The organism is Pseudomonas sp. AL03, from assembly GCF_029960815.1.
Lineage (GTDB): Bacteria > Pseudomonadota > Gammaproteobacteria > Pseudomonadales > Pseudomonadaceae > Aquipseudomonas.
The window spans coordinates 36,934-55,625 of the sequence record NZ_JASBRE010000006.1 but is presented as its reverse complement, the minus strand read 5'-3'; the positions used below and the strand labels follow the sequence as shown (position 1 = coordinate 55,625).

Sequence of the window (18,692 nt, the reverse complement as noted above, 5' to 3'; positions counted from 1 at the left end):
GAGCGGGCTTGCTCGCGAAGAGGCCAGCCCAAACAAAGAACATCCTAAGCCCTGAACTGCCCCAGGCTGGCCTTCAACTGCGCCGCCAACCCATCAAGCACCTTGCCACTGGCCGTGGTTGCCACCACCGCTTGAGCCGCTTGCTCAGCCTGCGCATGAATGGTCTCAACCCGACCACGCACCGCCTGCGCGCCTTGTGCCTGATGCGCCGCGGCCTGTGTTGCCAAACCAATCGCCGCATGCACTTGCTCGACCGACGCCTGCACTGATTGCTGCAACCGCGCACTGTCACGCAGTACCAGCAAACCTTCGCTGGCCTGACGTCCGGCCTGGCCAATCGCTGCAACAGCCTCTCGCGCACCTTGCTGCAAAGCAACGATGTGCGCCTGAATGTCGCCGGTGGAGCTCTGTGTCTTGCTCGCCAGCGCTCGCACCTCGTCCGCTACCACGGCAAACCCGCGGCCGGTCTCGCCAGCTCGTGCCGCTTCGATGGCCGCGTTCAGCGCCAGCAGATTGGTTTGCTCGGCGATCCCGTGAATCACCGTCAGCACCACTTCAATCTGCTCACTCTGCTGCGCCAGCCGCTCGATGACTTTCGCACCGGTATCGACCTGACCGGCCAACGCCTCGATCAGGCTGCCGACTTTCGCCGACGTCCGCGTGTTTTCATCCGTGGCCGAACGAATATCCACCACTTGCTGCAAGGCTGCCTGCATGGCATGACTTTCAGACTGGGCATCATCAGCCATTTGCGACAACGCACGCAGGCTCTCGGCCACTTCATCGCGCTGCATGCCCGCCGCCGCATCGGCACCCGCATTGCGCAAGGTCATGGCGCCGATTTCCACGCCGGTTCGCTGAGCCACATCGCCCGCTTCGCGCACGATAGGTTGCAACTTATCCACAAAGCGATTGACCGCCGAGGCCATGTCGCCGATTTCGTCCTTACTGCTGATCTGCACGCGCTTGGTCAGATCGCCCTCGCCCGCCGCCAGGTCGTCCATGGCCGCGATGAGCATTTTCAAGCGGTTGACCACTCGACGGCCCAGCACCACCGCGAGCAACAGCAGCACGCCGCACCCTACCAGCGCCAGGCCCATGCCGATGCGCCAGCGCAAGGTCGCCGCGGCTTCCTGAACAGTGCTGGTAGTGTTGTCTTTCATTTCAGAGGCGGTGGACTGAGCAGACGTCAGACGCGCACGCATCGCCGTGGCGCTGTCAGCCGCCGCGCCCTTGAGGCTGTCGCCGACCAGTTGATCACTGCTGGCGATCAGCGCCGAGAAGCGCTTGTCCAGGGCCGCCAGATCGGTTTCCACCGAGGCGGTCGAGACGCCCATCAAGACCTTGCCGATTTCCACCCCGTTGGGGTTGATCGAGGCTTCGAGGTAATAGACCGATGGATCGTTCTTCGCCGCATCCAGCACCTTGTCCAGGGCACGCTCGCCCTGGCCCTTCTCCAACAGCGCCTTGTTGATCGGGTTCTCCCGGTTCAAGTAGCGCGTCAGGTGCTGCCCCGTGGCGTCGTCGTAGACCACGAACAACACGTTGGGATTACGCTGGGCCCGGCGGGCGAATTCGGACAGGGTTGGAACGTCGCTGTCCCACATGGCGCGGGGTGCGACCGAGGCCAGAAGCTGCGCCATATCATTGGCGGAGTCCTTCAGATCCTTTTCCAGCGTCGCACGCAGTTGTGCCTGCTCGTCCTTCAATCGCGAGGACAAACCGGCCGTAAGGCGTTGACGAGTACTGGTGGAGAGGCTGTCGAGGCTCGACGTGACTTCACGCCCCGCCTGCTCCAGTTCACCAGAGAGCTTTTGGCTGTCGGCACCCAGGCGCACACCCAGATCGGCTTCCAGCGCGGTCACTGTGCTCCGAGTCAGGGCAACAGCCACCAGCACCTGCACCAAAAGCGCGATACCAAGGGTAACGAACACGGGCCGCAATAGACGGCTTTGTAACAGTGAGAGAACGGCCGACACAGGAAATCCCTCTGCTTTGACGCCATTAAATTGATGGCTCATCAAGAAGCGATAATCACAGCAAGGGTCGTGCCGTCCGAAAGACCTAAACGACAAAGGCCCCAATCAAGGAGCCTTTGTGTTTTACATCAACGGCTTATTAAGCGAACGGGTGACGCAGAACGATGGTTTCGTTGCGGTCCGGGCCCGTCGAAATAATGTCAATCGGTGCACCGACCAACTCTTCGACGCGTTTGATGTAGTTGCGAGCAGCTTGCGGCAGCGCTTCCAGGGTCTTGGCACCGACGGTGGATTCGGTCCAGCCTGGCATCTCTTCGTACACCGGCTCCAGGCCGATGTAGCTGTCGGCGTCTGTCGGTGCGTCGATCACTGCACCATCCTGGTTCTTGTAGCCAACGCAGATGTTGATGGTTTCCAGACCGTCCAGCACGTCCAGCTTGGTCAGGCACAGGCCCGAGATGCTGTTGACGTCAATAGCGCGACGCAAGATGACGGCATCGAACCAGCCGCAACGACGGGCACGGCCAGTGGTAGCGCCGAACTCGTGGCCACGCTTGGCCAGGAAAGCACCCACGTCATCGAACAGCTCAGTCGGGAATGGACCCGAACCCACGCGAGTGGTGTAGGCCTTGGTAATACCGAGGATGTAATCCAGGTACATCGGACCAAAACCCGAACCAGTGGCGATGCCGCCCGCAGTGGTGTTGGAGCTGGTGACGTACGGGTAGGTACCGTGGTCGATGTCCAGCAGGGAGCCTTGGGCGCCTTCGAACATGATGTCTTTGCCAGCACGACGCAGCTCGTGCAGCTCAGCGGTGACGTCGAGCATCATCGGCTTGAGCAGCTCGGCGTATTCCATGCACTCGTCGAGCGTCTTCTGGAAGTCGATTGCGGGTTCTTTGTAGTAATTGACCAGTACGAAGTTGTGGTAATCCAGCAACTCGCCCAGCTTGGCGGCGAAACGCTCACGGTGGAACAGGTCACCGATGCGCAGACCGCGACGTGCAACCTTGTCTTCGTAAGCCGGGCCGATGCCGCGACCGGTCGTACCGATCTTCAGCTCGCCACGGGCCTTTTCACGCGCCTGGTCCAGCGCTACGTGGTAGGACAGGATCAGCGGGCAGGAAGGGCTGATACGCAGGCGCTCACGCACCGGTACGCCTTTCTCTTCCAGCTTGATGATTTCCCGCAGCAGAGCGTCGGGTGCAACCACCACACCGTTGCCAATCAGGCACTGCACGCCTGCGCGCAGCACGCCCGAAGGGATCAGGTGCAAGACGGTTTTTTCGCCGTCGATCACCAAGGTGTGACCAGCGTTGTGGCCACCCTGGTAGCGCACTACGGCGGCAGCATGTTCGGTCAGCAGATCAACGATCTTGCCTTTGCCCTCATCACCCCATTGGGTGCCCAGGACTACGACATTCTTACCCATAACACTTGTCCTCATTCGCGCAAACTTGGTGCCGGCCGCGGCCGGCAGGAAAACTCAAGAAGCCAGTGGCGATACTTGCCAAAGCCCGTTCTGCTGAATCAATTGCCGGTCGCAGTCCGCTTCACGGGCGGCGGCCAAAGGTTGCCCAGGCAATGCCTGAACGACACGCTGACCCTCACTGCGCAACTGGCAAACCTGCTGCCAGAGTGCCGCATCCGTACTGTCAGGCATCCAGATACCGCCAGACGGTAACTCGATCTCAGCACGCCCCAGGGTCACCAGGGTTTTCAAATCGGTAGAGAAGCCGGTTGCCGGACGAGCGCGACCGAAGTCGGCGCCGATGTCGTCGTAACGACCGCCCTGAGCAATGGACTGGCCAACACCCGGCACGAACACCGCGAACACCACACCGGTGTGGTAGTGGTAGCCGCGCAACTCGCCCAGGTCGAAATACAGCGGCAACTCCGGGAAACGCGTGGACAGACGCTCGGCAATCGCCAGAAGGTCGTCCAGAGCTGCCAGTACCGGCGCCGGCGCATTCGCCAGACGCTCGCGGGCAGCGTTCAATACTTCACGGCCGCCACACAGGTCGACCAACGCCCGCAACATGCCCGACAGATCGGCAGGTAAGCCTTCGGTCAAGGTAATGACCTCGTCGATGGCCTTACGTTGCAACGCATCGAACAACTGTTGTTCAACTTCACCGGACAAACCGGCGGCGCGAGCCAGGCCGCGGTAGATGCCGACATGACCGAGGTCCATGTGCACATCCGGCACATCGGCCAGTTGCAGCATAGCCAACATCAGGCTGATGACTTCCACGTCGCTGCTCGGACTGGCATCGCCGTACAACTCGGCGCCCAGCTGGATCGGACTGCGAGAGGACGACAAGGCACGCGGCTGAGCGTGCAGCACGCTACCGGCATAGCACAGGCGACTCGGGCCTTCGCGACGCAAGGTGTGCGCATCGATGCGCGCCACTTGCGGCGTGATGTCAGCACGGAAACCCATCTGCCGGCCCGATTGCGGGTCGATGACCTTGAAGGTACGCAGATCGAGGTCCTGGCCCGCGCCGGTCAGCAGGGATTCCAGGTACTCGATATGGGGAGTCACGACAAACTCGTAACCCCAGCTCTGGAACAGATCCAACACCTGACGACGCGCGACTTCAATGCGCGCCGCTTCTGGTGGCAGTACTTCTTCGATGCCATCTGGCAGCAGCCAGCGGTCTACCGTTGCCATTACGCCATTCCCCTATGATCCGGGCGGCAAGCCTTTGGGCGAGCCTTGAGTGAAGCAGAAAATGATCGGCTCATGCGCAAACCACGCGCATGAACAACGGGGCGAAAAGCCTGAAATCGGCTTCGCCAACCACTTTCCTCGAAAAACCTGTCGAGTCATTCAACTCGGACGCCTGCATAAAAAACAGCAATCAAACGTGCAGACGCAAAAAAGCCGGGAATTTCCCGGCTGCCGCATCATACACACGTTTTCCCAAAGGATCACCCCGCCCGAGGTGTTAGCCGTCAGGCGGGGGATGATTCAGGTCAACGTCGTATCAAGGCTTGGCTTTTTCCAGGTAACGGAAGAAGTCGCTGCTTGGGTCCAGGACCATGACGTCGGATTTGTTCGCGAAGCTTTCACGGTAGGCACGCAGGCTACGGTAGAAACCGTAGAACTCCTGATCCTGGCCGTAGGCCTTGGAGTAGATCGCAGCGGCTTGGGCGTCACCATCACCGCGAACCTCTTCAGATTCACGATAGGCTTCAGCCAGCAACACGCGGCGTTGACGATCAGCGTCGGCACGAATGCCTTCTGACAGCTCGTTACCCTTGGCGCGATGCTCGCGAGCTTCACGCTCACGCTCGGAACTCATGCGCTCGAACACGCTGCGGTTCACTTCCTTCGGCAGATCGATAGCCTTGACCCGAACATCGACAACTTCAATGCCCAGCTCTTTTTCCGCCATCTTGTTCAGCGAAGCAGTGATATCGGTCATCAGCGCATCGCGCTCACCGGAAACCACTTCGTGCAGCGTGCGCTTACCGAACTGGTCACGCAGGCCCGATTCCAGACGACGGGAAAGACGCTCGTCAGCAATCTGCTTGAGGCCAGACGTCGCGGTGTAGAAGCGCTCGGCATCTTTCACGCGCCACTTGGCGTAGGCATCAACCATGACGGCTTTCTTTTCCAGCGTCAGGAAGCGTTGCGTCGGTGCATCCAGCGTCATCAGGCGTGCGTCGAATTTACGCACCTGGTTAACGTAAGGCACTTTCACATGCAGGCCTGGCTGAACATCAGCCTGAACCACGCGACCAAACTGCAGCAGCACCGCACGCTCTGTCTGAGCCACGATGTAGAAGCAGTTCCAGGCTGCGATCGCCACGACGACGCCGACAATAAGGGCGATCAGCGATTTATTGCTCATCAGCGACTCTCCCTGGTACGTGCTGGCTGTTGCTGCAGATCAGCGGCCGCACGCGCGCTCGCTTCATTGCTGGTGGCTGCCGCGCCGGTCACAGAAGTGCCGGTGCTACGGCCACTCTCGACCATTTTGTCCAGCGGCAAGTACAGCAGATTGCTCTGGCCATTCTTGTTGCCGGTCACGAGAACCTTGCTGGTATTGCTGAAGACTTCCTGCATGGTGTCCAGGTACAGACGCTCGCGGGTGACTTCGGGTGCCTTGCGGTACTCGGCGACCAGCTTGGTGAAGCGATCGGCCTCACCCTTGGCGCGCGAGACGGTTTCGTCACGGTAACCATTGGCATCTTCGATGATGCGCTGGGCCTGACCACGGGCTTCCGGCACGACGCCGTTGGCGTAGGTTTCAGCCTGGTTGCGCGAACGCTGCTCGTCTTCACGGGCGCGGATCACGTCATCGAAGGCTTCCTGCACTTCACGCGGTGCCGCTGCGCTCTGTACGTTGACCTGAGTGACGGTGATACCGGTGCGATAGGTATCCATGAAGCGTTGCAGACGCTCCTTGATTTCGCTGGCCATCAATTCACGACCTTCGGTCAGCACCTGATCCATCGCGGTGGAACCCACCACATGACGCAAGGCACTTTCGGTCGCGTGCTGCAGGCTGATTTCCGGCTGGTCGACGCTCAGTACGAAGTCCTGCAGATTGCTGATCTTGTACTGCACGGTCAGCGGCACTTCGACGATGTTCTCGTCTTCAGTCAGCATTTGACCCTGCTTGGTATAGGCACGCTCACGCGTGACGTTTTCCAGGTACTTGCGATCAAGCGGCGGGAAATAGATGTTCAGGCCCGGGCCGACGGTTTCGTAGTACTTGCCGAAGCGCAGCACCACGGCTTGCTCCTGCTCGTCGACTACATAGACCGCGCTGTACAGCCAAACAGCCGCGAGCACGACAAGGCCGATGCCAAGAATGCCGCCGAAGCCGCCACTCTTGCCCGAACCACCACCGTCATCACCGCGTTTTTTACCACCACCGAACAACCCGTTCAGGCTTTCCTGCAGCTTTCGGAAGGCCTCGTCGAGATCCGGTGGCCCCTTGCGGTCGCCGTTATTGCGGCGCTTGCCACCCCAAGGATCCTGATTATTCGAGTTGCCACCCGGCTCATTCCAAGCCATAGCGCTCTCCATCTGATAAAGCAAAGACGCACCCACGGCGCGCCGACCAATGCTACAGAATGCCTGTCACCGCGGCACAACCGCTTTCTCAGGCTTTTATTGCAAAGTGTGTTGCTCGATGAAATCCATCGGCTGCAATCCTTCGCGGCTCACCAGTCGATTCAACTCGATCCGTGGCAAACGAACGGCCAGCAGGCAGATGCCTTCTTCGTCGTGTTCTTCTTTCTGTACCGCACCGAGTTCGAAAAACTGCGCACGCAGTCGAGCAAAACGTTGCGGCAAACGCAAGGTGCCAACAAACAAATCATCCCCGAGCAGCTCGGCCACCGCCTGCTTGAGCAGATCCAGACCTGTACCGTCCTTGGCCGACAACCAGACCCGCAGCGGCTTGCCATCGGCATCGCGCTGGATCTGCGGCTCTACACCCTCGAGCAAATCGAGTTTGTTGTATACCTCAAGGATCGGCAAGTCTTGAGCCCCGATCTCCCCGAGCACCACCATGACCTGTTCAATCTGGGCCATACGCTCCGGTTCATGGGCGTCGATCACGTGCAACAGCAGGTCAGAGTTGCTCGACTCCTCGAGCGTAGCCCGAAATGCCTCGACCAGTTTGTGCGGCAGGTGGCGAATGAAACCCACGGTGTCGGCCAGCACGATTGGCCCGAGGTCATCGAGTTCGAGTCGGCGCAGGGTCGGGTCGAGGGTGGCGAAGAGTTGGTCAGCCGCGAAGACGTCGGAGTCGGTCACCGAGTTGAACAGCGTCGATTTGCCGGCGTTGGTGTAACCCACCAGTGAAACCGTCGGAATGTCAGCCCGTTTGCGCCCGCGACGAGACTGCTCGCGCTGGCTGCGAACCTTTTCCAGACGCCCCTTGATCTGCCGCAGGCGAACCCGCAACAGGCGCCGGTCGGTTTCCAGCTGGGTTTCACCTGGACCGCGAAGACCGATACCGCCCTTCTGCCGCTCAAGGTGAGTCCAGCCACGAACCAGCCGCGTACTCATGTGCTCAAGCTGGGCCAGTTCGACCTGGAGCTTGCCTTCATGGGTGCGGGCGCGTTGGGCGAAGATATCGAGAATCAGACCCGTGCGGTCGATCACGCGACACTCGAAAACACGTTCGAGGTTACGTTCCTGACTGGGCGTGAGGATGTGATTGAAAATCACCAGATCAACCTGCTCGGCTTTGACCAGGTCACGTAACTCTTCGACCTTGCCGCTGCCAATCAGGTATTTGGCGGTTGGCCGATGACGCGGCACGTTGAGAAACGCGACGGTCTCGGCGCCAGCCGAAATTGCCAACTCCTGAAACTCCTGCGGATCTTCGCGCGCCTCAGGGTCCTGACCATCCAAGTGAACGAGAATTGCCCGCTCACCACCACCGTGGCGCTCAAAGAACAAAGGAGACTCCTATCAGGCGTTACCTGGCTCAGCATCACCTGCTTCGGATTCGGTTGCGCTAGGCAGACGAATTGGACGAACCGGCACCACTGTAGAGATAGCGTGTTTGTAAACCATCTGGCTGACGGTGTTTTTCAGCAGGATAACGAACTGGTCGAAAGACTCGATCGTGCCTTGCAGTTTGATCCCGTTGACCAGGTAGATGGAAACCCCCACTTTCTCTTTACGTAAAGTATTCAAGTAAGGGTCTTGTAGCGAATGCCCTTTTGACATGTGCCGCACTCCTTTAAGGATTCAATATAAAAAATAGGTAAACAGATGGCTTGTGGCCGTCAGACCCCCAAGGATAGACGGCAATTGCAAGGACTCAGCTCAATATGGAGATGGTCCCCAGGTATTTCAAGGCGCGCGGCAGATTGTCGCAATCCAGGCTGTCCAACCAGTGTAAATCAGCCCAACTGCGCAGCCAGGTGAACTGGCGCTTCGCCAATTGGCGCGTGGCAATGATTCCACGCTCCTGCATCTCGGCTTGCGTCAGCTTGCCATCCAGGTAGTCCCAGACTTGCCTATAACCTACTGCACGTATAGACGGCAACCCGGCATGCAGGTCACTTCGCTTACGCAGGGCTACGACCTCGTCAATGAATCCCTGTTCCAACATATTCGTGAATCTTTGTTTAATTCGCTCGTGCAGTACCTGGCGATTTGCCGGAGCAATGGCCAAGTTCGCGACAGTATAGGGCAATTGTTGCAGTCCCGAGGCGGCTGCTTCAGTACTTTGCGCAGATTGTCGCAACCTTAGTGCAGTCATGCTCTGACCGCTGACGCGATAAACTTCCAGCGCTCGACTGAGTCGCTGTGGATCGTTCGGATGAATACGCGCGGCGGATTCTGGATCGATGACCGCCAGTTGATCGTGCAGGGCTTGCCAGCCAAGGCGTGCAGCTTCTTCTTCAATCTGCGCGCGAACGACCGGATCGGCCGCCGGCATGTCTGCCAGACCTTCCACCAAAGCCTTGTAATAGAGCATTGTGCCGCCCACCAGCAGCGGAATTTTCCCCCGCGCGGTGATCTCGGCCATGGCTTCGAGGGCATCACGACGGAAATCTGCGGCCGAATAACTCTCTGCCGGGTCAAGAATATCGATCAAGCGGTGCGGAAATTCAGCCAAAAGCGCTTTGGAAGGCTTGGCGGTGCCGATGTCCATGCCACGGTAGACCAGCGCCGAATCGACACTGATCAGCTCGCAAGGCAAGACTTTGGTGAGCTCGATGGCCAGGTCGGTCTTGCCGGCGGCGGTCGGCCCCATCAGGAAAATCGCAGGCGGGAGCTGGTTCATCAACGACCGCGCAAGAACAGTTTGTCCAGATCGTCCAGGCCCAGTTGGGTCCAGGTCGGTCGGCCATGGTTGCATTGACCGCTGCGCTCGGTGTTTTCCATGTCGCGCAGCAGGCCGTTCATTTCCGGCAGGGCCAGACGCCGATTCGCACGAATCGCGCCGTGGCAGGCCATGGTGCCGAGCAGTTCGTTCAGGTGGGCCTGAATCCGGTCGCTGGTGCCGTATTCCATCAGATCCGCCAAGACGTCGCTGACCAATCGATTGGCTTCAGCCTGCTTGAGCAGTGCAGGGATCTGCCGGATCGCCAGGGATTCCGGCCCCAGACGTTGCAACTCAAAGCCCAGGCGCTGGAACCACGCGACGTGTTCTTCGGCGCAATCGGCCTCACGCTGACTGACCGCCAGGGATTCCGGCACCAGCAGCGGCTGGCCGCTCAGGCCTTCGCTGGCCATGGCGATTTTCAGGCGCTCGTACATGATCCGCTCGTGGGCGGCGTGCATGTCCACCAGCACCAGGCCCTGAGCATTTTCCGAAAGAATGTAGATGCCTTTGAGCTGCGCCAGTGCATAACCCAGCGGCGGAATATCGTCCTGCCCCGCTGGCAGTGCGACAGCGTTCGCTTCTGGCAACGGCGCAAAGAACTCACGGTAGGCAGCCTGAGCTTCAGCCGCAGGCACACCCGATTGAGGCCGAGGCGAGTATTGATACTGATAACCGGCGCCCGCGCCCGCGCCTGCCGGCGTATTGAACGACGGCTGGGTCTGAGGCTGTTCCAGCAAGGCATTGGCCGCCAGACGCATTTCGCCTTGCGGGCCGAACTCGCCCGCATCAATGCCGGTCGGTCGAACGATGGCCGTCGCCACCGGCGCGGCCAGATGGTCTTCCGGCCGCACATCGCCGAGGGCGCGGTGCAAGGTGCCATAGAGGAAATCATGAACCATGCGCCCGTCACGGAAGCGCACTTCGTGCTTGGTCGGGTGCACGTTGACGTCGACGCCCGCCGGATCTACCTCGAAAAACAGCACGAACGTCGGGTGTCGACCGTTGAACAGCACGTCGCGATAAGCCTGACGCACCGCGTGGGCCACCAGCTTGTCGCGCACCGCGCGGCCATTCACAAAGAAGTACTGCAAGTCCGCCTGGCTGCGGTTAAAGGTCGGCAACCCGACCCAGCCCCACAGATGCAGGCCATTGCGCTCGATCTCGATCGGCAGCGCCTGCTCGAGGAAACCCGAACCGCAAATCGCCGCCACACGCCGGGCACGGGCCGCATCGTCATGGGCTTCGTGCAGGCTGAGGATGGTTTTGCCGTTGTGACGCAAATGGAACGCCACGTCGAAACGCGCCAACGCCAGACGCTTGATCACTTCTTGCAGGTGATCGAATTCGGTTTTTTCGGTCTTGAGGAATTTGCGCCGTGCCGGGGTGTTGAAGAACAGGTCGCGCACTTCCACCGAGGTGCCCACCGGATGGGCCGCGGGCTGAACACGAGGCGCCATGTCCCGGCCTTCGGTTTCGACCTGCCAGGCCTGATCGGCATCCTTGGTGCGGGACGTCAGGGTCAGACGCGCCACGGAGCTGATCGAGGCTAGGGCTTCACCGCGAAACCCGAGACTCATGACCTGTTCGAGGTCTTCCAGGTTGCGGATCTTGCTGGTGGCGTGACGGGCCAGAGCCAGCGGCAGGTCATCGGCGGAAATGCCGCTGCCGTCGTCGCGAACCCGCAGCAGCTTGACGCCGCCCTGCTCCACATCGACATCGATGCGCTTGGCGCCGGAGTCGAGGCTGTTTTCCAGCAGCTCCTTGATCACCGAGGCCGGGCGCTCAACCACCTCACCGGCGGCAATCTGGTTCGCCAGTCGCGGGCTGAGCAGCTCGATGCGAGCCGTGTTGGTCAGCACCTGGTTCATTCTTTGGCCGCCAGTTCAGTGCCGGGAATGGTCAGGGTCTGGCCGATCTTCAGCTCGTCACTTTTCAGGTTGTTGGCGCTGCGCAGCGTGGCTGGCGACACTTGGTAACGCACGGCAACCATCGCCAGTGTTTCACCCGGGTTTACCCGATGGTCACGTGGACCTTGAACGATTTTGCCGGAATCACGCAGCCAGGCGATGTAGGTGCCCGGTGGCGGATTCTGCTGGAAGAACTGGCGCACGCCGCTGCTGATCGAACGCGCCAGCGCCTGCTGATGGTTCGCTGCGGCCAGCTTGGAAGCTTCGTTGGCGTTGGAGATAAACCCGGTTTCCACCAGGATCGATGGAATATCCGGCGACTTCAGCACCATGAACCCGGCCTGTTCTACGCGCTGTTTGTGCAGCGGCGTGACGCGGCCGATGTTGCTAAGAACCTTTTGGCCAACGTTAAGGCTGGACGTGAGGGATGCCGTCATCGACAGATCGAGCAGTACGCCCGCCAGCATGCGGTCCTTGTCGTCGAGGCTGACGTTGCCGGCACCGCCGATCAAGTCGGAACGGTTTTCGCTGTCAGCCAGCCAACGGGCCGTTTCCGAGGTAGCACCGCGATCAGACAGGGCGAACACCGAGGCTCCGAAAGCAGCGGCCGAAGGCGCGGCGTCGGCGTGAATCGAAACGAACAGGTCGGCGCCCTTCTTGCGGGCGATTTCAGTCCGGCCGCGCAATGGAATGAAGTAGTCGCCGGTGCGGGTCAGTTCGGCGCGGAAGCCTTTCATGCCGTTGACCTGACGCTGCAGTTCGCGGGCGATGGCCAGCACCACGTCTTTTTCACGCTGACCGCGAGAGCCCGAGGCACCCGGGTCTTCGCCGCCGTGGCCGGCATCGACGACCACAATGATGTCGCGCTTGCCGGCCGGTGCTGGCGGCAGCTTCACCGCGGGCTCCACCGGCGTGACCGGTACCGGGGCGACTGTCGCGACGTTGGTCGGCGCTGGAATTGGCGCGGCGTCGGCGGCGTTATCAAACAAGTCGACCACCAGGCGATTGCCGTACTGGGCGTTTGGCGCCAGGGTAAAACTTTTCGGCGTGACGGCTTTTTTCAGGTCGATGACCACTCGCAGGTCGGTCGGCGTACGTTGAGCCGAGCGCATGGCGGTGATCGGAGTGTTCGAGGAGTTGACGTTCAACGGCGCCCCCAGAGTCGCGCCATTGATGTCGATGACCAGCCGATCCGGGGCGGTCAGGGTGAAGACGCTGTGCTGGACAGGCCCTGTCAGGTCGAACACCAATCGTGTGTTGTCCGGAGCCCGCCACAGGCGAACGCTGTTGACCTTCGTCTCGGCCACAGCGTCGACGGTCACCGCCAAAAACAACAATCCTACGGCAGCTACCATCGCGCGAAAGCGCATACCTGACCCCATCATTTAATTGGATTCCAATGCCAAAGCGGCACACCACGACTCGCCACGCGAGCCCTGGGACAAAATTTTCAGCGAACGCCCGCTGTCTTGCGGGCTAATGGTAATGGTCAGGTCGGGCTTTGGCAAAAAGCCTGCACCCTGTCGGGGCCATTCGATCAGGCACAAGGCGTCATCTTCGAAGTAGTCGCGGATACCGAGGTATTCCAGCTCTTCAGGGTCGACCAGGCGATAGAGGTCAAAGTGGAAGGCCCGGATGTCGCCAATCTCGTAGGGTTCGACCAGCGTGAACGTCGGACTTTTCACCGCGCCGACATGCCCCAGCCCCCGGATGATGCCCCGCGACAGCGTGGTTTTCCCCGCCCCCAGATCCCCTTCCAGAAAAATCAGACCGTGCCCTTGAGTGGTTTTTGCGATGCGTTCGCCGAATGCGGTCATCGCCTCTTCATCAGCCAGGTACAGGGTTACTTCAGACACGGTGCTTGCTCCTCCAACAACTGACGAATGGCTGGAATCAGATCACTGGCCGCCAGCCCACGGCCCGTTTTACCTTCTTGCTCGCCGGCATTGGCGTGCAGCCAGACGGCCAGGCAGGCGGCGTCGTACGCCTCCATGCCTTGAGCCAGCAATGCGCCAACCAGACCGGCCAGCACATCACCCAAACCGGCGGTGGCCATGGCCGGATGCCCCTGATGACACAACGCCAGACGCCCATCGGGGCTGGCGATCAGGCTGCCGGCGCCTTTCAAAATCACTACAGCTGTGTATTTTTTGCTCAATGCGTGAGCGGCTGCAGGACGGTCAGCCTGCACCTCGGCAGTCGTTATTCCCAGCAGCCGCGCCGCCTCGCCAGGATGCGGTGTGATCACGCAGTCCTTGGGCAAGCTCACACGTTCTTCAGCCAGCATATTTAACGCATCGGCGTCCCAGACTTGCGCAAGCGGCGCATTGGCAGCCGCCGACAAAAGGCTGCTCCCCCAGGAAGCCTGACCTAAGCCTGGGCCGACAACCAGCACGGAAACTTTTTGAAGCAGTCCCATCAGCTGATTGGCCGACGAAGTGCCCAGCACCATGGCTTCGGGAATTCTCGCCAGAGCGGCCGGAACATGTTCACTGCGAGTTGCGACGGACACCATCCCGGCACCGCTGCGTAGCGCACTTTGCGCGCTCAGCAGGATGGCGCCGCCAAATCCGCGATCACCGCCGATTAGCAGGACGTGGCCGAAGTTACCTTTGTGGGAGGTGGGAGGGCGAGGCGCCAGACGTGGCACGTTACCGGTGGTCAGGCGACGGGCAGTGGCGGTGACCCCGTTAAAAGACTCGGGAAAGGCTTGCAGATCATTGAAGACCCGTTCGCCAACCAGATCCGCGGCGTCTCCCGTGAAAAGACCCAACTTCAAACCAATGAAGGTTACGGTCAGATCAGCTCGAACGGCAGCACCGAGTATTCGGCCGGTATCAGCGCACAACCCCGAAGGGATATCCACGGCCGCAACCGGCAGCCCACTGGCATTGATCGTCGCGATCACACTGGCGTAAGGCTCTCGCACCTCTCCCGTCAGACCGGTGCCGAGCAAGGCATCCAGCACGATACCGCGCAACTCCGAATGTGCGTTCCAGGCTTGAACCGCGACACCCTCGGACACGGCCTCGGCATGGGCCAATGCCGCGTCGCCTTGTAAACGCAGGGGATCACCCGCCGCCAACACCCGCACATGCCAGCCAGCACGTCGCGCCAGCACGGCCACCCGATAACCGTCGCCGGCGTTATTGCCATGGCCGGCCACAACACTCAACTCGTTAGCCGTCGGCCAATGACGGACCAGTGCGCGCCAGGTCGCCCGCGCCGCGCGCTGCATCAATTCGAAGCCCGATGTACCGGCCGCGATCAGGCTCGCATCGAGGGCTCGGACTTGCGCGGCGCTGTACAGCGCGTCGGGTAAATCATCTTTAGTCTGCGGCATGCGTCTTCGGGCTCCGATGTCTGGCAGAATTATACGCACCTCAGCTCCGGTTTCTCTCGCCTCATGCCCGCTATTACCACAGACCTGCCCGCCCTCGCCCAATCCATCAAGGACTGGGGCCGCGAGCTGGGCTTTCAGCAAGTCGGCATCAGCGGTCTCGACCTGGCCGAGCATGAGCAGCACCTGGAACGCTGGCTCGCGGCCGGCTACCACGGCGAAATGGAGTATATGGGCGCCCACGGCAGCAAACGCTCACACCCGGAAGAGCTGGTGCCCGGCACGCTACGGGTGGTTTCCCTGCGCATGGACTACCTGCCGGGCGACACCGAAATGGCCAAACGCCTGGCACAACCTGCAAAAGCCTACGTCTCGCGTTATGCCTTGGGCCGCGATTACCACAAATTGATCCGCAAACGCGTGCAACAACTGGCGGAAAAAATTCAAGCAGTCATCGGCCCGTTTGGCTATCGCGCCTTTGTCGACAGCGCGCCGGTGCTAGAAAAGGCCATTGCCGAGCAGGCTGGTCTCGGATGGATCGGTAAAAACACTCTGGTCCTGAATCGCCAGGCCGGCAGTTACTTCTTCCTCAGCGAACTCTTTGTTGATCTGCCGCTGCCCATCGACCCGCCTCACGCCACCGAACATTGCGGCCGCTGCACTGCGTGCCTCGATATTTGCCCGACTAACGCCTTCGTCGGCCCGTACGTGCTGGATGCCCGACGCTGCATCTCCTACCTGACCATCGAACTGAAAAGCGCGATCCCTGAAGATTTGCGGCCACTGATCGGCAATCGGGTGTTCGGTTGCGATGACTGTCAGATCGTCTGCCCCTGGAATCGCTTCGCCCGTCCGTCCGGCGAAAGCGACTTCAAGCCACGGCACAACCTGGACAACGCGGAGCTGGCCGAACTGTTCATGTGGGACGAGGACAAATTCCTCAGCAGCACCGAAGGTTCGCCGTTACGCCGAGCCGGTTACGAGCGTTGGCTGCGAAACCTGGCGGTAGGCCTGGGGAACGCGCCGTCGAGCATTCCAGTGCTGGAAGCGTTGAAGGCGCGGCGGGACTATCCGTCGGAGTTGGTGCGGGAGCATGTCGAGTGGGCGTTGAAGCAACATGAACAGCGCGCTGGCAACCATGGAATTCGTCCTTAGCGATTCAAGTTTATCCACTTGGCACTGCGCCCCCTCCCAGTCGACTCAATTAGTCCTTCAGCTTTCAATGAACGCAAAACCATACGCACGGTGTCACGACTCACACCAGGGCAAGCCTCTTCAAGCTCAGTAATCGAAAACGGTAGGGTGCGCTTCAACGCTTCAAATCGAACTCGATCGCTTTTGCCTCCATGGCGCTTATCGATCTTACCAACACGCTCCTCAAACTCCTTGTAAGCGCGAAGAAGCGCACCCCAGAAGTAGTTGAGCCATGGTTGAACGTCGTGCCTGCCTTCATGCCAACCTTGAGAGCTAACCTCAAGCGTTTCGTAGTAGCTTTCCTTTGAGTCCTCGAAGATCCGCTCAAGGCTGATAAAACGGCCTACGCGATAATCAAACTGGTAAAGCAACAACAAGGTAAGCAGTCGAGCTACGCGCCCGTTGCCATCTGAAAAAGGGTGTATGCAGAGAAAGTCGAGAATACTCAACGGGACCAATACCAGCGGATCTGCCAGATTCTGATCCAGTGCTCTGCGGTATTGCATGACCATATCGACCATTGCAATGGGTGTTAGATGTGCAGCGACCGGTTGAAAGCGGATACGTGAACTGCCGTCTGGATGGCGCTCGATGATGTCATTGTTCGTTGCTTTCCACTCCCCGCCATCCTGCGGTAAATAGCGATAAAGCATGCCGTGCAATTGCCGAATGACGCCCTCGGAGAATGGCATCCCCTCTGCTGCTTCATGGATAAGAGAAAGCGCATCGCGGTACCCCGCAACTTCTTGCTCGGAGCGACTTTTCGGTTCGGCATTTTTGATAATCAACGACTTCAACCGACTTGGCGAAACAACCACCCCCTCCAATCGGTTCGATGACTCTGTGGACTCGATGACTGCAAGCTGCTTCAGGTCCTGGAGAATTTCTGGGGACTGGGAAGCGAACAATTGTTGCTTGCCACGGTACTCACCGAGAGCCCGCAACGTCGCGACCTGCAATCCGTTGTAGCGAAGTGTTGAGAGAAATTCAGGAGTAAGTGACCGCATAGATGTTTTACCTGCCAAATAGGGTAATTCAACAACAAACAGGGTAATTCAATAACGGATTACCCCATTTATGCACTTTTTACCCCATTTTCACTGAGTAACCTAAGCGACTTCCTCGACAGGATATTTCGAAGCACACACTTATCAGACCATGCACACCGCTGAAATCAGGCTTCGTCGTTATAAACGAACTTCGGCATTTCCCAATGGAAACGGATTGCCAGCAACCGCAGCAGGAAACCGCCGAACAGCGTGATCAAAATCGCCTGTTCACCGGGCAATTGCAGGTAAAGGCAGAGCATGTAGCACCACGCCGCCGCGAACGAGACGCTGGCGTAGAGTTCGCGGCGGAAGACCAGCGGGATGTCGTTGCAGAAGATGTCGCGCAGGATGCCGCCGAAAACCCCGGTGATCACGCCGCTGACCGATGCCACCAGCATGCCGTGGCCCATTTCGAGGGCGGTCATGCAGCCGATCAGGGTGAACGCCACCAGACCCACGGCATCGAGCACCAGAAACAGCGAGCGCAGATGCCGCATCCAGCGCGCAGCGAAAACCGTGAACATCGCCGCCACCGAGGTCAGCACCAGGTATTCCGGGTGTTTGACCCACGTCAGCGGGTAGTGACCGAGCAGCACGTCACGCACCGAACCACCGCCCAACGCTGTGATGCACGCAATCAGCACCACGCCGAACCAATCCATCCCGCGACGGCCGGCCGACAAGGCACCGGTCATGGCTTCGGCGGTGATGGCGATCAGGTAAAGCATCAGCAACATGGGGGCGGTCCTTGCAGGAAGGCGCGCAGTCTAGCTATTTAGTGGCGGCACCAAAAGAGGGCATTGCACAATCCGTGCAGCCCTCAACTCCATCAGAACTTGATGAAATGCTTGCGGTAGTGCTGCAACTCGGCGATCGATTCGCGGATGTCGTCCAGGGCCAGGTGCGTGCTGCCCTTTTTGAAGCTGTCGCGCACGTCCGGCGCCCAGCGTGCGGCCAACTCTTTCAGCGTCGAGACGTCGAGGTTGCGGTAGTGGAAGAAGCTTTCCAGGGATTTCATGTGGGTATAAAGGAAGCGGCGGTCTTGGCAGATGCTGTTGCCACAGATCGGCGACTTGCCCTTCGGTACCCATTTTTCCAGGAAGGCGATGGTGTCGGCTTCGGCTTCAGCCATGCTGATACGGCTGTCGCGCACCCGTTGGGTCAGCCCGGAGCCGCCGTGTTGACGGGTGTTCCACTCGTCCATGCCGGCGAGGATCTCGTCGCTGTGGTGGATAGCGATCACCGGACCTTCGGCCAAGGTGTTCAGGTCACTGTCGGTGACGATGGTGGCCATCTCGATGATGACGTCGGTATCAGGGTTCAGACCGGTCATTTCCAGGTCGATCCAGATCAGATTCTGCGGGTTTTGCATGAGTCGGCTCCTAGGCAATGCTGCGCAGTTTAGCCTAGGC

At 59.8% G+C, this 18,692-nt stretch carries 16 protein-coding genes; 1 reads left to right on the top strand and 15 read right to left on the bottom strand.

Annotated elements, in window-relative coordinates; genetic code table 11:
* Nucleotides 1-44: 44 nt before the first annotated feature.
* The 12 genes from QK293_RS08275 to QK293_RS08220 all read right to left on the bottom strand — a co-directional run bounded on the left by QK293_RS08275 (nt 45) and on the right by QK293_RS08220 (nt 15,040).
* Nucleotides 45-1,979, bottom strand: a complete 1,935-nt coding sequence (locus QK293_RS08275) for a methyl-accepting chemotaxis protein (RefSeq protein ID WP_282376697.1) — start codon at nt 1,977-1,979, stop codon at nt 45-47.
* 139 nt (nt 1,980-2,118) lie between these two features.
* Nucleotides 2,119-3,411: an adenylosuccinate synthase gene (locus tag QK293_RS08270; protein ID WP_282376696.1), complete on the bottom strand. Its 1,293-nt coding sequence runs from the start codon at nt 3,409-3,411 to the stop codon at nt 2,119-2,121.
* A 54-nt stretch (nt 3,412-3,465) separates the two neighbouring features.
* A complete protein-coding gene (locus QK293_RS08265) occupies nt 3,466-4,653 on the bottom strand; it encodes an ATP phosphoribosyltransferase regulatory subunit (RefSeq protein ID WP_282376695.1) in 1,188 nt (395 codons plus the stop codon).
* Nucleotides 4,654-4,969: 316 nt separating this feature from the next.
* Entirely contained in the window at nt 4,970-5,839 is an 870-nt protein-coding gene (gene hflC / locus QK293_RS08260) for a protease modulator HflC (protein WP_056746351.1), read from the bottom strand.
* Nucleotides 5,839-7,011, bottom strand: coding sequence for an FtsH protease activity modulator HflK (gene hflK / locus QK293_RS08255; RefSeq protein ID WP_131058812.1), 1,173 nt, complete (start codon nt 7,009-7,011; stop codon nt 5,839-5,841). The genes hflC and hflK overlap by 1 nt, the downstream gene beginning before the upstream one ends.
* A 96-nt stretch (nt 7,012-7,107) precedes the next feature.
* Entirely contained in the window at nt 7,108-8,409 is a 1,302-nt protein-coding gene (gene hflX, locus QK293_RS08250; RefSeq protein ID WP_282376694.1) for a ribosome rescue GTPase HflX, read from the bottom strand.
* A 12-nt stretch (nt 8,410-8,421) separates the two neighbouring features.
* Entirely contained in the window at nt 8,422-8,682 is a 261-nt protein-coding gene (hfq, locus tag QK293_RS08245) for an RNA chaperone Hfq (protein ID WP_007902656.1), read from the bottom strand.
* Nucleotides 8,683-8,776: 94 nt separating this feature from the next.
* Nucleotides 8,777-9,748: a tRNA (adenosine(37)-N6)-dimethylallyltransferase MiaA gene (gene miaA / locus QK293_RS08240; protein ID WP_282376860.1), complete on the bottom strand. Its 972-nt coding sequence runs from the start codon at nt 9,746-9,748 to the stop codon at nt 8,777-8,779.
* Nucleotides 9,748-11,646 (bottom strand): DNA mismatch repair endonuclease MutL, encoded by a 1,899-nt coding sequence (gene mutL, locus QK293_RS08235; RefSeq protein ID WP_282376859.1) that lies wholly within the window; start codon nt 11,644-11,646, stop codon nt 9,748-9,750. Before mutL ends, miaA begins: the two co-directional genes overlap by 1 nt.
* Nucleotides 11,647-11,654: 8 nt before the next feature.
* Nucleotides 11,655-13,082 carry an N-acetylmuramoyl-L-alanine amidase gene (locus QK293_RS08230; RefSeq protein WP_282376693.1) on the bottom strand — a complete coding sequence of 476 codons (1,428 nt, stop codon included), beginning with the start codon at nt 13,080-13,082 and terminating at the stop codon, nt 11,655-11,657.
* Nucleotides 13,083-13,553: a tRNA (adenosine(37)-N6)-threonylcarbamoyltransferase complex ATPase subunit type 1 TsaE gene (gene tsaE / locus QK293_RS08225; protein WP_282376692.1), complete on the bottom strand. Its 471-nt coding sequence runs from the start codon at nt 13,551-13,553 to the stop codon at nt 13,083-13,085. It lies immediately after the preceding gene.
* A complete protein-coding gene (locus QK293_RS08220; RefSeq protein WP_282376690.1) occupies nt 13,541-15,040 on the bottom strand; it encodes an NAD(P)H-hydrate dehydratase in 1,500 nt (499 codons plus the stop codon). Before QK293_RS08220 ends, tsaE begins: the two co-directional genes overlap by 13 nt.
* Before the next feature lie 63 nt (nt 15,041-15,103).
* Here QK293_RS08220 and queG point away from each other — a divergent pair, with 63 nt between their 5' ends.
* On the top strand, nt 15,104-16,192 hold the full coding sequence (gene queG / locus QK293_RS08215; protein WP_282376689.1) for a tRNA epoxyqueuosine(34) reductase QueG: 1,089 nt from the start codon (nt 15,104-15,106) through the stop codon (nt 16,190-16,192).
* Here the strand turns inward: queG and QK293_RS08210 are convergent.
* From QK293_RS08210 to orn, 3 genes are all read right to left on the bottom strand, one after another.
* Nucleotides 16,189-17,238 carry a Fic family protein gene (locus tag QK293_RS08210; RefSeq protein ID WP_282376688.1) on the bottom strand — a complete coding sequence of 350 codons (1,050 nt, stop codon included), beginning with the start codon at nt 17,236-17,238 and terminating at the stop codon, nt 16,189-16,191. The genes queG and QK293_RS08210 overlap by 4 nt on opposite strands.
* A gap of 167 nt (nt 17,239-17,405) precedes the next feature.
* The gene (locus QK293_RS08205; RefSeq protein ID WP_282376687.1) at nt 17,406-18,017 is read right to left on the bottom strand and encodes a trimeric intracellular cation channel family protein; all 612 of its coding nucleotides are present in this window, start codon (nt 18,015-18,017) and stop codon (nt 17,406-17,408) included.
* Nucleotides 18,018-18,109: 92 nt separating this feature from the next.
* Nucleotides 18,110-18,652 carry an oligoribonuclease gene (orn, locus tag QK293_RS08200; RefSeq protein ID WP_282376686.1) on the bottom strand — a complete coding sequence of 181 codons (543 nt, stop codon included), beginning with the start codon at nt 18,650-18,652 and terminating at the stop codon, nt 18,110-18,112.
* Between the last annotated feature and the right edge of the window lie 40 nt (nt 18,653-18,692).

What these genes read in the sequence shown, in the direction of transcription:
- QK293_RS08205 (WP_282376687.1), bottom strand. Translation starts at nt 18,017, where the DNA reads ATGTTGCTGATGCTTTACCTGATCGCCATCACCGCCGAAGCCATGACC.
- miaA (WP_282376860.1), bottom strand. Translation starts at nt 9,748, where the DNA reads ATGAACCAGCTCCCGCCTGCGATTTTCCTGATGGGGCCGACCGCCGCC.
- QK293_RS08220 (WP_282376690.1), bottom strand. Translation starts at nt 15,040, where the DNA reads ATGCCGCAGACTAAAGATGATTTACCCGACGCGCTGTACAGCGCCGCG.
- QK293_RS08265 (WP_282376695.1), bottom strand. Translation starts at nt 4,653, where the DNA reads ATGGCAACGGTAGACCGCTGGCTGCTGCCAGATGGCATCGAAGAAGTA.
- QK293_RS08210 (WP_282376688.1), bottom strand. Translation starts at nt 17,238, where the DNA reads ATGCGGTCACTTACTCCTGAATTTCTCTCAACACTTCGCTACAACGGA.
- QK293_RS08230 (WP_282376693.1), bottom strand. Translation starts at nt 13,082, where the DNA reads ATGATGGGGTCAGGTATGCGCTTTCGCGCGATGGTAGCTGCCGTAGGA.
- orn (WP_282376686.1), bottom strand. Translation starts at nt 18,652, where the DNA reads ATGCAAAACCCGCAGAATCTGATCTGGATCGACCTGGAAATGACCGGT.
- queG (WP_282376689.1), top strand. Translation starts at nt 15,104, where the DNA reads ATGCCCGCTATTACCACAGACCTGCCCGCCCTCGCCCAATCCATCAAG.
- hfq (WP_007902656.1), bottom strand. Translation starts at nt 8,682, where the DNA reads ATGTCAAAAGGGCATTCGCTACAAGACCCTTACTTGAATACTTTACGT.
- hflK (WP_131058812.1), bottom strand. Translation starts at nt 7,011, where the DNA reads ATGGCTTGGAATGAGCCGGGTGGCAACTCGAATAATCAGGATCCTTGG.
- hflC (WP_056746351.1), bottom strand. Translation starts at nt 5,839, where the DNA reads ATGAGCAATAAATCGCTGATCGCCCTTATTGTCGGCGTCGTCGTGGCG.
- QK293_RS08270 (WP_282376696.1), bottom strand. Translation starts at nt 3,411, where the DNA reads ATGGGTAAGAATGTCGTAGTCCTGGGCACCCAATGGGGTGATGAGGGC.